The following is a 17,534-nucleotide window of genomic DNA, read 5'->3' as shown; positions in this document are numbered from 1 at the left end:
GATTTTATTGTAAACTTTAATTTTTATGTATTTTTTTCAATATTTTAGTAATAAATAACTTCTCACATGTAATAAATTTATATAATAACAATATCAACAGAATTTCTATTCTATATTATTCTTACTATGATTTTATTATAAACTTTAATTTTTATGTATTTTTTTCAATATTTTAGTAATAAATAACTTCTCACATGTAATAAATTTATATAATAACAATATTAACACATATTTTATTAATTATATTTTTTAATATATAGACATTTCATCTAAATAATATTAGATTGTTATGAACTATATCAATACTATATCAATTTTATAAAATTCAAATATTTTATAATCTTTAATATTATTTTATGCTTTTTTAAGTATGGGTTTAACAACAAATAGAACATCTTATAAACCATTTGAATATCCATGGGCATTTGAAGCATGGAAAATACAACAATCACTCCATTGGTTAGCCGATGAAGTTCCAATGGGTGATGATGTTAAAGATTGGCATCATAATCTAAATGATAAAGAAAAGAATCTGCTTACTCAAATATTTAGGTTTTTTACACAAGCTGATATAGATGTTAGTTCTTGTTATTTAGATAATTATCTTACATTATTTAGAGCCCCAGAAGTCAGAATGATGTTAACAGCTTTTGCTAATTTTGAAACTATTCATATAGATGCATATTCTAGACTTCTTGATACAATAGGAATGCCTGAAGTAGAATATCAAGCATTTCTGAAGTATAAAGCTATGAAAGATAAGCATGATTATATGTCTAATTTTAATATCAATAATCCTTATGAAATAGCTAAAACAATGGCAGCTTATGGAGCATTTGCTGAGGGTTTACAGCTTTTTGCTTCATTTGCGATGTTGCTTAATTTTCAGAGATTTGGAAAAATGAAAGGTATGGGACAAATAGTAGCATGGTCTGTTAGAGATGAAACATTACATACAAATTCAATTATAAAACTATTTCATACATATGTTGCAGAAAATAGATCTAATATCAATATTAATACATTAAATTCAGAATTAGTTGAAATATGTCAGAAAGTTATTGAATTAGAAGATGCATTTATTGATTTAGCTTTTGGGATCAGTGATGGAGATATAAAAGGTATGACATCAGATGATATAAAAAATTATATTAGATTTATAGCAAATAAAAGATTAAGTGATCTGAATGCACCATTAATATATGAAATAAAACAAAACCCACTTCCATGGATGGATGAAATTTTAAATGCTCCTTCATTAGCAAATTTCTTTGAAGCTAGAGTTACAGAATATAGTAAAGCATCAACACAAGGAGATTGGGAGAGTGTGTTTTAATATCCAATATAATTCTATTTTTTATATATAATTCTGTTTTTTTATATAAAGTTCTATTTTTTATATAAAGATTTGTATTTATTTTATGTTTTTATAAATTATTATAAATCATTATAAATATATAAAAATATATTTTAATATCCAATATAATTCTGTTTTTTATATAAAGATTTGTATTTATTTTATGTTTTTATAAATCATTATAAATCATTATAAATTATTATAAATATATAAAAATATATTTTAATATCCAGTACAATTCTATTTTTTATATATAATTCTGTTTTTTATATAAAGATTTGTATTTATTTTATGTTTTTATAAATCATTGTAAATTATTATAAATATATAAAAATATATTTTAATATCAGTACAATTCTGTTTTTTTATATAAAGTTCTGTTTTTTATATAAAGTTCTATTTTTTATATAAAGATTTGTATTTATCTTATGTTTTTATAAATTATTGTAAATTATTATAAATATATAAAAATATATTTTAATATCCAGTACAATTCTATTTTTTATATATAATTCTGTTTTTTATATAAAGATTTGTATTTAAACACTTCCTCTCCTTCATTAGCAAATTTCTTTGAAGCTAGGGTCAGAATTATAATGAAGCTTTTTATTATAAATTTATTATAAATATTTTTTTAAGTATTTACCAGTAAGTGATTTTTCACACATAACAATATCATGTGGTGGACCTGATGCAATGATTTCTCCACCATAATCACCACCATATGGTCCGAAATCTAGAATATAATCAGCTATTTTTATTACATCCATATTATGTTCTATAATTATTACACTATTATTAGAATCTATTAAGTAATTAATAACTTTCATTAATTTTCTAATATCTTCACTATGTAATCCAGTTGTTGGTTCATCAAAAATATATAAAGTATGTCCTATAGATTTACGTGTTAGTTCCTTTGCTAATTTAATTCTTTGAGCTTCACCTCCTGATAAAGTTGTTGCTGATTGACCAAGTTTTATATACCCAAGACCTACATCATGAATTGTAATTAATTTTTCTTTAATAAATGAAACATTTTCAAAGAAATCAATAGCATTATCTATTGTCATATCTAATACATCTGAAATTGATTTTCCCATATAAAGAATTTTAAGAGTATCAGAGTTATAACGTTTCCCATTACAATGCTCGCATGGAATATAGATCTCTGGCATAAAATACATATCTATTTTAAGAGTTCCATCTCCTTCACATGATTCGCATCTACCCCCCTTTACATTAAATGAAAAGCGACTCGAATTATATCCCATCATTTTAGCTTCAGGAAGTGATGCATATAATTCTCTAATTAATGTAAATACATTGATATAAGTTGCAGGATTAGAACGTGGAGTTCTACCTATAGGAGATTGATCAACTTCAATTATTTTATCAATGTTGTCAAATCCTGATATACTTTTATATTTACCTATTTCTAAATTTTGAGAATTTTGTATTTTTTTTTGTAATCCAGGATACAGAGTATCTATAATAAATGTAGATTTTCCACTACCTGAAACTCCACTGACAACAACTAATGCATTGAGTGGAATTACCACATCTATATTTTTTAAATTATGCTCAGATGCTCCAGTAACTTTAATACAATTACTCTGTAAATCTATATTTCTTCTTTTTTCGGGAATTTGGATAAATATTTCCTTTCTTAAATATTTTGCAGTAATACTATCAGAATGCTCCATAATTTCTTGAGGTGTTCCTGCAGCTACAACTTTTCCTCCTCCATCACCAGCTTCTGGACCAATATCAATAATATAATCTGCATTGAGCATTGTATCTTCATCATGTTCAACAACTATTACAGTATTTCCTTGATCACGTAATTCTTTTAATGTTCTGAGTAAATTATCATTATCAGATTGATGAAGTCCTATAGAAGGTTCATCTAAAACATATATTATACTACTAAGCCCTGATCCTATTTGAGTAGCTATTCTAATTCTCTGACTTTCTCCACCAGAAAGTGTACTTGATTTTCTATCAAGACTTAAATATCCTAAACCTATCTCTGATAATAAAGATAGTTTCTTCAAGATTTCTTTTATAATTCTATCAGCAATTTGATTTTGTGACCAATTTAATTTTTTAGGAAGATCTTTAAACCATAATATACAATTATCTATACTCATTCTACATACTTCTCCTATATGCTTATTATCAATTTTTATTGATAAAGAACTTTCTCTAATTCTATATCCTTTACAAGAACTGCAATCTCGAATTGATTGATATTGTTGTAAATCTTCAACAGAATTATTATTCTCTACATTTTCAATTTTATCTTGCAAATAATTAATTATTCCATTAAATTTCTTTTTTACAACTATTCTTCTTATTCCATCTTCTTCAAAAAATGGTATTTCTAAACTTTCATCTCCATAAATAATTTTATTCTGAATATCTTCAGGAATATCACAGAATGGAGTATTTGGATTAATATTATAATGTTTTGTTAATGCGTCTATAATACCATCATAATGATGCTGTTTTTTTCCAAGACGTGATTTACTACCTGGCTGAGATTTCCATGGTGCAATAGCTCCAGCCTTTAAACTTAGTGTTCTATCTGGGATTATTAAGTTAACAGAAAAAAACATTTCATTACCTATACCATCGCATTTTAAACATGCTCCATATGGACTATTAAAAGAAAAAATTCTTGGTTCTATTTCTGTCAAAGAAAAACCAGATACAGGACATGCAAATTTTTCAGAAAATGAAAATTTATCTCCAATTTTAAGAAATTCCTCAATATTTTTTTTGAATTTATTAACTTTAGAAAAATAATAATTATTCTCTGAATTTTCTTTTGTTTTTACATTTATTTCTGTATTTATTTCTTCATTTACCAAAGATTCTATAATTTTAATTTCTTTTTTGTCTAAAAAATTTTCTATATTATTCTTAATTAATAAATTTTTATTAGCTAAAAATACAATTTCAATTGTTAATATACCATTACTAAGTACTAAAGCATTTCTAACTAAAGATTTTAGAAGATTATTATCTTTAGATATAGAAATTTTACCTAAAATTAATTCAAGTGTATGTTTTTTATTTTTATCTAAAACTGGTAAATCAGAAAAAGAGTAATCAATACCATCAATTCTAATCATTTTATATCCTTGTCTACGTAAAGAAATTAGTTCTTTACGATGTTCTCCTTTCTGTCCAACAATTATAGGTGATAAGATTAATATTTTTGTTCCTTCAGGAAGACTTATAATTTGATTAAAAATCTCATCAGGTGTTTGTTTATGAATTTCTTGTTTAGTTAATGGAGAATATGGAATTCCTATTCTAACAAATAAAATACGTAAATAATCATAAATTTCTGTTGAAGTTGCAACTGTAGATCTTGGATTACGAGAAGTAGTTTTTTGATCTATTGCAATAGTTGGTGAAAGTCCCTTTATTGATTCAACATTTGGTTTAGTATTATTTTCGAATTGTTTTGCATAACTATTAAGACTCTCTATATATAATCTTCTTCCTTCCTCACATATTGTATTAAATGCTAGAGATGATTTACCAGATCCACTCAATCCAGTAATAACAACAAGTTTATTTTTAGGAATAGCAATAGAAATGTTTTTAAGATTATTTTCTGCTGCACCAGATATAATAATATGAGTTTTATTACTGATTTCAATGCTCATTTGATGATATTATTATTATAAATAAAAAATTTTATTATAAATTATAAGTAATACTATAATTTCTACAATTTTATATACTTATGATTTGATTAATATTTTTTTATAAAAAATTTTTTGCTAAAATTATTAGTTTATTATACTTTTTACAATATATATTATGTATACATAATATAATAATATTATTATATTATTTTTTTCTAAATTTTTTTCTAAATATTTTAGAATACTTACTAATAATATATACTTTAAGTGTATAGTTCAAGTATCTAAATACTCTATTTTACGAGCATTTTCTTCTATAAATTGTCTCCTTGGCAGAACTGACTCTCCCATTAACATATCAAAAACGTTACTTGCTTCTATTGCATCTTTTATAGTAAGACGCTTTATATTTCTAGTTTGAATATTCATTGTAGTTTCCCATAGTTGATCTGGATTCATTTCTCCTAATCCTTTAAATCTTTGTATATGCAATCCTTTTTTAGCATAATCAAACATATAATCTATAACTGATAATGGGAAAAAACTTTTAAAAGTAAGATCTTCTATTTGAAGCTCAACAATTTCACAAGAAAAAATAACTTTAATTTTACTTAAAGTATTTAATGTACGTTGATCTATTTTAATTATAAGATTACGTAGATTAATTTCTTGTTTAAAGATAGCTTCTTTATATTTATACTGAAAAATAAAATTATAAAGATTATCATAGTCAAAAGACCAAATTATTGAAGTATTATTCAATTTTTCTTCTTTATTTAATAGTTCTATAACTTGATTTGCCCAATCTATATAATCTTTTAACTCAGATTTTTTAGAATTTTCAAAAATATATTCCAAAATAGGAGCAATCCATAATGCTTGTGAAATTTTATGGTTATTGATAAAGTTTTGAGAGCTAATAAAATCATTAAACCATATTAAAAGGTTAAAAAATTCCTGTAAATTCTGTTTTTGTTCATTAAAATTTATAGGAGATTGCAAAATAGTAGGATAGACATTACAGTCATCATTTTTTATATTCTTAGTAAAATAAATATTTATATTCTTGATAAGTGAATTGATAAAATAATCATTCATTTCTTTATTATTACGTAAGTATGTATCTTTTTGCCCTATTCTGATTTTATATAAAGGAGGCTCTGCTATATAAAGATATCCTTTTGATATGATATCAGGCATATATCTGAAAAAAAAAGTCATTAGCAATGTTAATATATGTGATCCATCAACATCAGCATCAGTCATTAATATTATTTTATGATATCTTAGTTTATTGATATCAAATTCATCTTTTCCAATTCCTGTCTCTAATGCATTTACAAGACTAACGATTTCTGTAAAGCCATATATTTTATCTATTCTTGCTCTTTCAACATTTAATATTTTACCTCGCAAAGGAAATATTGCCTGAAATTCTCTATCTCTGGCTTGTTTAGCAGTTCCACCTGCTGAATCACCCTCTACAATAAATAATTCAGATTTAGATGGGTCTTTTGAACGATTACTTGCTAATTTACCAACTAAATTTGATAAAATATTACTTTTTTTACGACTTATATCACGTGCTTTTTTAGCAGCATCTCTAGCTATAGATGCGTCTATTATTCTATTAGCTATTATTCTAGCCTCATTAGGATTCTCTTCTAACCATTTATTAAGTGATAGTGTACATATATTTTCAACTATTGGACGAATTTCACCGCTTACAAGTTTATCTTTAGTTTGGGAAGAAAATTTTGGATCAGGTACTTTCACACTTAATACGGCTGTAAAACCCTCACGAATATCTTCTGGTTGTATTATAAGTTTATTATTTTTTTTAAATATCTCAGATATATAATTTGTTATAGATCTAGTTAATGCAGCTCTTAATCCAGTAAGATGTGTACCACCATCACTTTGTTTAATATTATTAGTAAAGCATTGTATATTCTCACTATAACTATCATTCCATTGCATAGCAACTTCAACAATTATTCCCTCGCTTTCTAGACGTGAATAGATAGTTTTGTGAAGTAATTTTTTACTTCTATCTAAATATTCTGCGAAATCTTTAATACCACCTTCATAACAAAGATTTAAGATTAAATTTGGTTGTAATCTCTTATCAGAGATACTAAATTTAATATTTGAATTTAAAAATGCTGTTTCTCTTATTTTTTGCTCAATTATCTCAAAGTCAAAGGAAGTAAAAGCAAATACTTGAGGAGAAGGAGCATAAGTTATAGTGGTTCCTCTTTTTTTTGTTTGTCCTATTATAGTTAATGGTTGAACTGTATCTCCATTTTCAAACCTCATAAAGTGTTCATTTCCATCTCTATATATTTTGACTTCCATCCATGCTGATAATGCATTTACAACTGATACACCTACTCCATGTAATCCACCAGATATCTTATAAGAGTTATTATCGAACTTCCCACCCGCATGAAGTTTTGTCATTATTAATTCTGCTGCAGATATTCCTTCTTCTGCATGTATATCTACTGGAATACCACGACCATTATCACTAATAGTAATAGACTCATCTTTATTTATTATAATATCAATTTTATCACAATATCCAGCCATTGATTCATCAACAGAATTATCAATAACTTCCCTGAGTGTGTTATAAAGACCAATTTCAGATCCTACATCTCCTATATACATACCAGGTCTTTTTTTTACTGGATCCAGACCCCTTAAAACTTGAATTGATTGAGAAGTATATGAGGAATGGTTACTACTTTTTTTCACTTTAAAAACAAAAAACCGTTGATAGAATCTGATCATCAGGATATCATGTAGTTTGTTTAAAATCAAGAAATCCGTTTTTTGAGATAAAATTTTATAAAATTAATTTTTTATAGAAATTTATAAAATACATTTAGTTTAATAGAATTATTTCGTATATAAATTATTTATATATGTTATTTTTATATTTATTCTATTATTTTATAGAATCAGATATTTTATAGAATCAGATATTATAATAATATTTGTACAGAATTAACTCAAAAATAAGCAGATTGTTTCAATAATTTATTGTAATATAATGAAATGTCTATCATAATAGTTTCTAGAAAAGAATTAGCAAAAGCTTTATCAAGAATAGTTACAATTATTGAAAAAAAAAGTAATATTTCTATTTTAAAGCATGTAAAAATAGATATAGAAAATAATTCTATATCTTTAACTGTTACAGATAGTGATGTTATTGCAAGTGTTAACTTTGCAATTGATTATTTATCAAATGAAAAAATCAGTTTTACAACAATTGCGCACAATCTTCATGATATATCACGTAAAATGTCTTGTGATAATATATCACTGGAAATAAATATTGCAGAAAAAAATTTATTAATTACATCTGATATAAATCGTTTTTCACTTCCTTGTTTAGGATCTTCTTCTTTTCCCAATTTCAATTCAATTGACGATGCATTTTCATTTTCACTTAATGTTAGTGATTTAAAACATCTAATATATCACACTAAACATGCTATGTCTTATGGTGATAATAGATATTATCTGAGTGGTCTACATATTCATACAGATGATGATAAACTTACTGCTGTAGCTACTGATGTACATCGTATGGCTTTAACAAAAATAAATAAGCCTCTTGATCTATACAATAATGTGAGTATTATAATTCCTCGTAAAACAGTTTCTGAAATATATCGTATTATTGGAGATTACAGCGATAATGATATAATAATTACTTCTATATCAGAAAAAAAAATCCATCTTTCATTAAAAGACTTTAATTTATCATCAAAGTTAATAGAATCAAAGTTTCCTAATTATAAATCAATATTTTCTAAAGAAAATCAGATAAATATCAGAGTAGAAGCTACACAATTAATAAAAGCTGTTGATCTTGTAACAGCAATATCTGAGAGTAAAATAAAATCAGTAAGAATATTATTTAAAAAAGATAATTTAGTTTTATCTGTTGATAATCAAATAGGTCATAAATCTTATGGATCTCACTATATAGATTCTTCAACTGAGAATTTTAATGAAGATATTGAAATTATTGTTAATTCTAGATATTTAATTGATATCCTTTCAGTTATTATTGGTAAATATGTAAAAATATCAATTTCTAATGCAATAAATCCTATTATTTTTTGTGACGATAATGATAATCGGGCTATTTATATATTAATGCCAATGCAATTTGGTGAATAAAAAATTTTAAGTAATATTAATAATTTTAATAATTAATTAAAATATTTGAATATAAAAAAGAATATAAAAGTTATTTTAAGTAATATTTCAAGTTTTAATTAGATTTAAATAAAGAATCTACAAAAGAAGAAATATTTCCATTATTAATATATGATGACAGAAAATTCTTAAAAAAAGATGATTTATTTAAAATATTCATTCCAAAACGACGTGTTATTTGTAAAAATGTGTTTTGTGATGAAAATAAAGATTCAATAAAAATTGTACCATAATTTATTAAATTAATATCTAAGAATCTTGAATTTTCATAATTTTTCAAAAGTAAATAATCTCCGATATCTAATCCTATATTGGAAAAATTTTTTATTAATGAACTTATAGTTATAATATCTCTTAATCCAAGATTAAATCCCTGTCCTGCGACTGGATGAATGCTATGATATGCATCTCCGACTAATGCAATTCTTTCTGAGAAAGCTTTTTGTGCTATTATTGATACTAAAGGATAAATGCTAATTTTTGAGCAAATTGAAATATCTCCTAAATATCCATCAAGTATTTTATTTAAAAAAATTAATAAATTTTCTTTATTAAATAATAAATCTTTTTCATCATAATCATTATTAGGTTCAGTCCATACAATTCCTGAATGATAACCACCATATTTAGGTAATATTGCAAGTGGGCCATTTGGTCTAAATTTCTGAACTGCTACACCATCATGATTCCAATTTGGATGATGAATATCAAAAACAATTGCGATTTGATTAAAATCATGTTTTTTTATACTAATTCCTGCATATTCCCTGATAGATGAATTTTTACCATCACATGCTAATAATAATGATGCAATACATTTTGTATTATCATTTTTATTTATATTATCATCATAGAGTGATTTTTTATCTTTGAATTGTTCTATATTATGCTCTAATTCAGAGTTTTTATCATATTTATCATTGTTATTGCTAATATTAACTTCAATTTTATCTTTTTTTATCTGATATGATATAATTTTTGATTTTTCGATAATATTTAATTGATCACGATAAAACCAAAGACTTTTTCGAAGAAAATTTTTTAATTCTATTTCATTTATCATTATTCCAAAATTTTCTTCAGATTCAGATAAAAAATCAACTTTTGCTGTTGTATTATCATCTACTACTCTAATTCTAAGTATTTCTTCTATTTGTGTCTGTTTAAAATTATTTAGTTTTAATAATTCAGATATTATAGATAATAATATCTGCCATGATTTTGATGATATTGCAAATAAACGGCCTTCATCATATATCTCTTGTTGTGTAGTATTAAATGGATCAATAGGACAAAATTTTTCTATATTTTCTAAACTTACAATAGTAATAGAAATTTTCTCATTATTATTATTTCTTTTTAATTTTTGATTATTTTTTTTTAAATTAATACTTCCTATATTATGATTATTATAATATTTTTTTGCTTTTTCTAAGTTTGATTTTGAAATCTGAATATTAAAATCATTATTGAAAGTTGTATAATCAATTTCTGGATTTAATATAGCTAGTGCTGTTGCAAGACCAGTACATCCACTTCCTATAATAATTATATCAGTTTCAATAGAATTATTGTCAGTATATTTATTTTTTGTAATTATTTTTTTTATTTTTTTCATAAAAATATAAGTATTTTGTTATACTATTAATTTTAGTATTAATTTACTAAATAAAAATCAATCTATTATGATTGTATATTACAAATTATATAAATTATAAATATAACTCATTAAGTATTAATATATTTTTTATTTTTATCATTCTAATTTATATTTATAAAATTATTTTATATTATGAAAGATAATAAGAGAAAATTTTTAATTCCTTAATTACAAATATTAAAGGATTATCAATATAATAATATTAAAAAATAAAAATATTATATGAATCAATTAAAAAATTTATCAAATCAACTTTATTTAACTAATTCAAAAACAGGAAAAAAAGAAATTTTTAAACCATATGATGAAAATAATATAAAGATGTATGTATGTGGCCCAACTGTTTATAATCCACCGCATATCGGTAATATTAGATCAGCTGTTTCATTCGATATTTTATATAGAGTTTTAATATATATTTACGGAAAAGAATGTGTATTTTACGCACGTAATATAACTGATGTAGATGATAAGATCATTATTGAATCTAAAAGATCTAATAAACCTATATCTGAAATTACTAAAGATATGACAAATATTTATAGAAAAGATATTGAAAGTGTTGGATGTTTATTGCCAAAATATGAACCTAAAGCAACAGATAATATAGAAAATATGATATCATTGATAGAAATACTGCTTTATAATAAAGTTGCTTACATTGCGGAAGGACATGTAATATTTTCTGTTGATGCTTATAAAAATTATGGAGAATTATCGAAACAAAATCAAGAAGATATAATTATGGGATCTAGAGTTGAGATTGCTCCATACAAGAAAAACCCTGCAGATTTTATTTTATGGAAGCCATCTGATGAGTTTTGTGGATTTTCTAGCCCATGGGGAATGGGAAGACCAGGATGGCATATTGAATGTTCTGCTATGATTAGAAGTATTTTTAATAGTTGTATAGATATTCATGGTGGTGGAGGAGATTTATTATTTCCTCATCATGAAAATGAATCAGCACAAAGTATTTGTGCTTATGGTGACGAATTTGTAAAATTTTGGCTTCATAATGGATTTGTTTTAGTTAATGGAGAAAAAATGAGTAAAAGTTTAAGAAATTGTTATACAATATCTGATTTAGTATCAAATTCTAGTATAACAAATAGCCTTGAGCTTCGTTATTTTTACTTAACAAAACATTATCGTAAACCAATTAATTATACTAATTCTGCAATTAAAAGTGCACAAAAAAATCTTTATAAATTATCTAAAGTTTTAATTAAAATTAATGATACAAATCAAGCTTTATATAGAATAAACTGTAATTTTAATAATAATATTGATAATTTTATTATAAAAAATAATATTATAGATGCATTATTTGATGATTTAAATACATCTTTGGCTTTATCTCATATGATTAAATTATCTGAAGAAATTGTTAATATAATAGAGATTATTATTGATAATATATCAAATAACATTTTTTCTTCAGATTCTGATTATTTTAAATCTTATATAAAACTCACAAATGAATACAAAATAGGATTATTTTTACTTGGATTTGATGAAAATAATATGTATAAAATACATCAAAATAAGGCTTTAAATTCTAGTAATAAATTAATATTAGATAACATAGAAGAGTTAGCAAGTAAGCGTTGGGATGCAAAATTAAATAAAGATTGGAAAACAGCTGATTTGCTCCGCGAAGAGATTAAAAATTTAGGTTATGATATATGTGATATGGAAAATAGTTATAAAATCATTCCTAAAATTTAAATTCATTATCATGATGCAAAAGATATACGTAAAGATCTAATTAATTTAGATATAGCAGGTGTTGGCATAAGAGCCCCCCCCTCCAACTAAATTATTTACTTTTTGATAATATATTTACTATAATTTTATTATTGATAATATATTCTACTATTTTCTTTATTATATTTCCTTTAAATAAAAATAATACAATAAAATATGAAAATGCTACTATAATAATTTTTATAATTACAATAAATCTATTATAATTACTAAATTCTAAAAAAAATGTGATATATTGATTATAAACTAATTTATTATAAAATAATATAGGTAATAATGATAATATAGAAGATATAATATATTTTACAATTTCTTTTTTTATTTTATGATAAATAATAATATTATATTTATTCTTTAATAAAAAAAGAGATAAAAAAATAATAGTATAACTTGAAATTACAGAAGCTAATATTACACCAACATATGATAAAATATTTAATAATATCCATCCTATTAATCCGTTCATAACAACTGCTATTAAAGAAAATATTGTTGGAATTTTTACATCACCTTTACCATAATAAAAATTATTTATAATTTTTATTATTATAAACGCTGGTAATCCAATAGACATATAATTTAATGCTAAACTGCTTTGCATTACAGATTTATTATCAAAAGCTCCATAAGCAAATAATAAATATAAAAGATCTTTACTGAAAAAAATTAAACCTATAGAAGATGGTATAGCTAAAAATAAAGAATAATTAATACAATTATTAAATAATATATTAAGTTTCTTATTATTTTGTTTAGTTTTTAAATTAATATTTTCATTATTTTTATATTTTGATGTATTTTTATTATTAAAAAATGATTCTGATGATATACCATTTTTTGATGAATATTTAGATATTTTAGGTAAAAAAGTTATAGATATAGCTGTACCAATTAAAGCCAATGGTAATTGCACTAATCTATCAGCATAATAAATATAAGACATACCACATGGAACAAATGATACTAAAACCATATCAATCCAAATATTTACTTGATTAATTCCAGATGTTAAAATTGCCGGAATAATTCTTTTGAAGAATTTATTAATATAAAAGTTTTTTTTTAATTGAAATGATATTATATGAATATTTTCTTTATAAATCCAAAATATCATCCATAAAAGCTCAATAAATCCAGATATTAATATAGAATAAGATAAAGCAAAAACAGGATCTATTTTTTTATTATTCAAATATAATATCCCAATTATACTTATAATATTCATTAAACATGATGTACTAATATATGGGAAAAATTTACCATAACAATTTAATATAGAACCATATAATGCTGCTAGAGATACTAATGAAAGATAAGGAAAAGTTATAATAGCTATTTTTGTTGCTAAACATATAGATTCAGTATTTAATCCAGGAGTTGTATATTTGATAATATCTGACATATTAAATATTACTAATATACTAAATAAGATTAGAGCTATTATAAGATAGCTTTGAACTTGAATAGCAAAAACTTTTGCACTTCTATTACCTTTGTTATTTTTTATCTCTGAAAAAATTGGTGTAAAAACGGAATTAAATGCACCTTCAGCAAATATAGTTCTAAAAAGATTAGTCAACTTAAATGCTGCTATAAATGCATCATTTTCTTTCCCTGTTCCTATAAAATAAGCTACTATAATATCACGTATATATCCTGTAATACGAGAAATAAATATAAATAAGCTCACATGTATTGTTGACTTTATAGTCATATTTTATTGTTTATGATTTTAATATATTTAATATGATTTTAATATATTTAATATGATTTTAATATATTTAAAATATTAATAAATTTTAAAAAATAAAATAAATTAATAAAAATATTATTAAAAATAATATATTAGAAAATAAATAGAATTTTAATATATTATTGTAATCTTAAAATATATTTTTTCTCACAAACATCAACAATAATATCAGATTTTATATCTGAAATATAATCTTGTATATCTTCTATTTTTAATAGAGTTAGTAATTTTTGTTCTGGATAAATTCCTACTACTTTTCCTATATTCTTGGTTAAACCGTTTGAATCTATATTTATCATCACTTTATCACCTCTATTTATTAATATATCATCAATTGTTAGTGGGTATAAATGATATAATTTTTGTCTTATTTTATTTCTAAATTTTGTTCTTGTTATCACTTCTTGTCCAATATAACACCCTTTATCAAAACTTATAGCACCAATATTCTCTAAAGAGAAATCAAAGGGAAAATATTCATTAGGAAAAAAATCATGTCCAAATTGTGGCATTTTTATTTTTAACATCAAATCATCTATCATATTCATTTCATATTTTCTATAATTAGAAAATAATTTTGTGAAATAATCTAGTTCAACAATTACTAATTCAGATGTTATATTTAAAGAAAAAAATAATTGTTTTTGCGATGAAGATTGAAATTCTAGAAATCTTGGATCAGTATATTTAACAATATAATTACTTATATTATTTTGATTATTTTCAAATTTATCATCAAATTTATCAAATTTATTAAAATTTTTATTACATATAATGTTATTATTACATATAATATGTAACATCCGTAAATTTTTTATGATTTTAATATCAACAGATGATTTTATTTTATATATCTTTAATTTATTATAAATATCTTCTACATAATTCGGATGACAGGCTAAATAATATTGAGAATTTAACTCATTTTTATTATTTATATTATCATCAATAATATCTTCAGCATTAAAAATATAATTAAAAATATTAAAATTTTTATCTAGAAGAATAAAAAAATCATATAAGATTTTTCCTTGTGGGCTTAAAAGTAAACTGTATTGACAAGATATATTATCTTTATCAGATAATTCGTTTATATCAGTAGTTACAATATTTTGTAAAAAACTTTTAGCATCGTTTCCAGAAATACTTATTAAAATTCTATATTTATCAGATAATAACATTTTTTATATTTTTTTATTATTTTTGTCATTATTAACATTATAATACTCTTTTCCTATAATAATAGGATTTCTATCGCGACTAACTCTCCAGTCATTAGTATCTCTAAGAGAATATATACATCCACAGTATTCTTGTTTATAAAAATTTTCTCTTTTTGCTATTTTATACATTCTTTCTGCCCCACCATTTGATCTCCAGTTATAGGTCCAATATGTAATATCAGGATATACAGATGCCGCTTTAATTCCAGAATTATTTATTTGATTCATATCTTTCCATCTAGAAATTCCAAGAGAACTTGTAAAGACCTTATAATTATTTTCATATGCATACAAAGCAGTTCTTGCAAAACGCATATCAAAACACATTGTACATCTTATTCCTCTTTCTGGCTCCATTTCCATACCTTTAGCTCTAGAAAACCAATTCTGAACATCATAATCAGCATCTATAAAATTTAATTTAAGTTTATTAGCAAAAGATATATTTTCCTTCTTGCGTATTTCATACTCTTTTTTAGGATGAATATTAGGATTGTAAAAAAATATAGTAATTTCTAGACCTGCTGCATGCATAGTTTCTATTACCTCTCCAGAGCAAGGTGCACAACAAGAATGAAGGAGAATTTTTTTTTCACCATTTGGTGGAATCATTTCATTTAATATTTTTTTATTTTTTTTACCTGATTTCATTACTCAATAAACTTTTATTATAAATTCTTACAATTAAATATATATTAAATATATATTATTATATTTTACCATTCATATTCAGAATTAATCTGAGATTTATTTTTTTTACCTGATTTCATTACTCAATAAACTTTTATTTTAAATTTTCTATCATAATAAAATAACAATTTTTAATACTTAAATAATTCTGTATAAATAGCTAATAATAATTTATTTAGTTTTTAATTATTTTAATTAATTTATTAAATATTAAAAGATTATTAAATATTAAAAAATTATTAAACTTTTATTATAAATTCTTACAATTAAATATATATTAAATATATATTATTATATTTTACCATTCATCATTACTAATTAAATTTGGATCTTTAAAAATAAAAATTTTATCATCAATTTCTCTATTGATTTGAATATTTTTTAGAAAAATCTCACTGACAATTTGATCATTTGCATTTATTGTAATAAATTTTTTTACTGTTAAATTATCTAATTTACTATTGTTAATTGTGGTATAACTGCTATTATTTTGAATGACAATAATCATACCATTTACTTCTGCTAGATGCAAAGAATCTTTATTTAATTGATTTTTTAATTTAAATTTTAAAGATATTTCCTCAGAATGATTTGTTTTTTCTTCTATAATAGAATTTTTATCATTTAAATTTGAATTATATGATTTATCTTTTATTAAACTATTTTTAAAATTATCATTTACTTTTAATGATTTTTCTTTAACATCTGGAAGTTGTTTACTATAAAATTCAGATAATTTAATACAATCAATAAAAAATTTCTCTTTGACTTTTTTATTACCAATTATGCTACTAATTTTAAATGGATCATCTATAAATGATGTTTCTTTTAATAAAAAATCATACATCGTTATTTTATTATTATTAGCTAATATTAATAAATGATTTGGATTTAAGTATTCTATTTTCATTTTATTTGGTGATTTCATAACAATTTTACCATTCATATCATTATGATCATGTTGTATAAAATCAGCACTCAATGATTTTAGTTCTAGTATATAATTCAGATATTTTTCCGATTCATTATTTGTACATTTTTGAGAATTCTTTATATTATCATAAGCTATAAGATTTGATGATATAACATCTAATGTTGTAAAAAAACATAAAATTGATAATAAATATAAAAATTTTATGTAAGAATTATATTTATCAGTCTTAATTGTCATCTTCAA

At 22.8% G+C, this 17,534-nt stretch carries 10 protein-coding genes; 3 read left to right on the top strand and 7 right to left on the bottom strand.

Features of this window, described 5'->3' with window-relative positions; all coding sequences use genetic code 11:
• Nucleotides 1-370: 370 nt before the first annotated feature.
• Nucleotides 371-1,336 (top strand): ribonucleotide-diphosphate reductase subunit beta, encoded by a 966-nt coding sequence (locus Lyticum_RS02210; protein WP_322498705.1) that lies wholly within the window; start codon nucleotides 371-373, stop codon nucleotides 1,334-1,336.
• A 641-nt stretch (nucleotides 1,337-1,977) separates the two neighbouring features.
• Here Lyticum_RS02210 and uvrA read toward each other — a convergent pair.
• Together uvrA and gyrB are read right to left on the bottom strand one after the other, a co-directional pair.
• Nucleotides 1,978-5,040: an excinuclease ABC subunit UvrA gene (gene uvrA / locus Lyticum_RS02205; RefSeq protein WP_322498704.1), complete on the bottom strand. Its 3,063-nt coding sequence runs from the start codon at nucleotides 5,038-5,040 to the stop codon at nucleotides 1,978-1,980.
• 258 nt (nucleotides 5,041-5,298) lie between these two features.
• Entirely contained in the window at nucleotides 5,299-7,782 is a 2,484-nt protein-coding gene (gene gyrB, locus Lyticum_RS02200) for a DNA topoisomerase (ATP-hydrolyzing) subunit B (RefSeq protein ID WP_322498703.1), read from the bottom strand.
• Nucleotides 7,783-8,085: 303 nt separating this feature from the next.
• Here gyrB and dnaN point away from each other — a divergent pair, with 303 nt between their 5' ends.
• Nucleotides 8,086-9,222 carry a DNA polymerase III subunit beta gene (gene dnaN, locus Lyticum_RS02195; protein ID WP_322498702.1) on the top strand — a complete coding sequence of 379 codons (1,137 nt, stop codon included), beginning with the start codon at nucleotides 8,086-8,088 and terminating at the stop codon, nucleotides 9,220-9,222.
• A 94-nt stretch (nucleotides 9,223-9,316) separates the two neighbouring features.
• Here the strand turns inward: dnaN and Lyticum_RS02190 are convergent, their stop codons facing one another.
• On the bottom strand, nucleotides 9,317-10,879 hold the full coding sequence (locus Lyticum_RS02190; protein ID WP_322498701.1) for an FAD-dependent monooxygenase: 1,563 nt from the start codon (nucleotides 10,877-10,879) through the stop codon (nucleotides 9,317-9,319).
• Nucleotides 10,880-11,143: 264 nt separating this feature from the next.
• Between Lyticum_RS02190 and cysS the strand changes: the two genes are divergently transcribed.
• Nucleotides 11,144-12,652, top strand: a complete 1,509-nt coding sequence (cysS, locus tag Lyticum_RS02185; protein WP_322498700.1) for a cysteine--tRNA ligase — start codon at nucleotides 11,144-11,146, stop codon at nucleotides 12,650-12,652.
• A gap of 91 nt (nucleotides 12,653-12,743) precedes the next feature.
• Here cysS and murJ read toward each other — a convergent pair whose 3' ends face one another.
• The 4 genes from murJ to Lyticum_RS02165 all read right to left on the bottom strand — a co-directional run bounded on the left by murJ (nucleotide 12,744) and on the right by Lyticum_RS02165 (nucleotide 17,528).
• Nucleotides 12,744-14,405 (bottom strand): murein biosynthesis integral membrane protein MurJ, encoded by a 1,662-nt coding sequence (murJ, locus tag Lyticum_RS02180; RefSeq protein WP_322498699.1) that lies wholly within the window; start codon nucleotides 14,403-14,405, stop codon nucleotides 12,744-12,746.
• A 158-nt stretch (nucleotides 14,406-14,563) separates the two neighbouring features.
• Complete coding sequence (gene ygfZ / locus Lyticum_RS02175; RefSeq protein WP_322498698.1) at nucleotides 14,564-15,625, bottom strand: CAF17-like 4Fe-4S cluster assembly/insertion protein YgfZ; 1,062 nt, start codon at nucleotides 15,623-15,625, stop codon at nucleotides 14,564-14,566.
• 3 nt (nucleotides 15,626-15,628) lie between these two features.
• Complete coding sequence (locus tag Lyticum_RS02170; protein WP_407659030.1) at nucleotides 15,629-16,279, bottom strand: epoxyqueuosine reductase QueH; 651 nt, start codon at nucleotides 16,277-16,279, stop codon at nucleotides 15,629-15,631.
• Between the two features lie 376 nt (nucleotides 16,280-16,655).
• Nucleotides 16,656-17,528, bottom strand: coding sequence for an outer-membrane lipoprotein carrier protein LolA (locus Lyticum_RS02165; protein WP_322498696.1), 873 nt, complete (start codon nucleotides 17,526-17,528; stop codon nucleotides 16,656-16,658).
• Between the last annotated feature and the right edge of the window lie 6 nt (nucleotides 17,529-17,534).

Origin of the sequence: Lyticum sinuosum (assembly GCF_034471385.1) — a bacterium.
GTDB lineage: Bacteria > Pseudomonadota > Alphaproteobacteria > Rickettsiales > Midichloriaceae > Lyticum > Lyticum sinuosum.
The sequence above is the reverse complement of the archived record's forward strand: the minus strand, read 5'-3'. Positions and strand labels throughout refer to the sequence as shown.

What these genes read in the sequence shown, in the direction of transcription:
- Lyticum_RS02210 (WP_322498705.1), top strand. Translation starts at nt 371, where the DNA reads ATGGGTTTAACAACAAATAGAACATCTTATAAACCATTTGAATATCCA.
- uvrA (WP_322498704.1), bottom strand. Translation starts at nt 5,040, where the DNA reads ATGAGCATTGAAATCAGTAATAAAACTCATATTATTATATCTGGTGCA.
- dnaN (WP_322498702.1), top strand. Translation starts at nt 8,086, where the DNA reads ATGTCTATCATAATAGTTTCTAGAAAAGAATTAGCAAAAGCTTTATCA.
- Lyticum_RS02190 (WP_322498701.1), bottom strand. Translation starts at nt 10,879, where the DNA reads ATGAAAAAAATAAAAAAAATAATTACAAAAAATAAATATACTGACAAT.
- cysS (WP_322498700.1), top strand. Translation starts at nt 11,144, where the DNA reads ATGAATCAATTAAAAAATTTATCAAATCAACTTTATTTAACTAATTCA.
- murJ (WP_322498699.1), bottom strand. Translation starts at nt 14,405, where the DNA reads ATGACTATAAAGTCAACAATACATGTGAGCTTATTTATATTTATTTCT.
- ygfZ (WP_322498698.1), bottom strand. Translation starts at nt 15,625, where the DNA reads ATGTTATTATCTGATAAATATAGAATTTTAATAAGTATTTCTGGAAAC.
- Lyticum_RS02170 (WP_407659030.1), bottom strand. Translation starts at nt 16,279, where the DNA reads ATGATTCCACCAAATGGTGAAAAAAAAATTCTCCTTCATTCTTGTTGT.
- Lyticum_RS02165 (WP_322498696.1), bottom strand. Translation starts at nt 17,528, where the DNA reads ATGACAATTAAGACTGATAAATATAATTCTTACATAAAATTTTTATAT.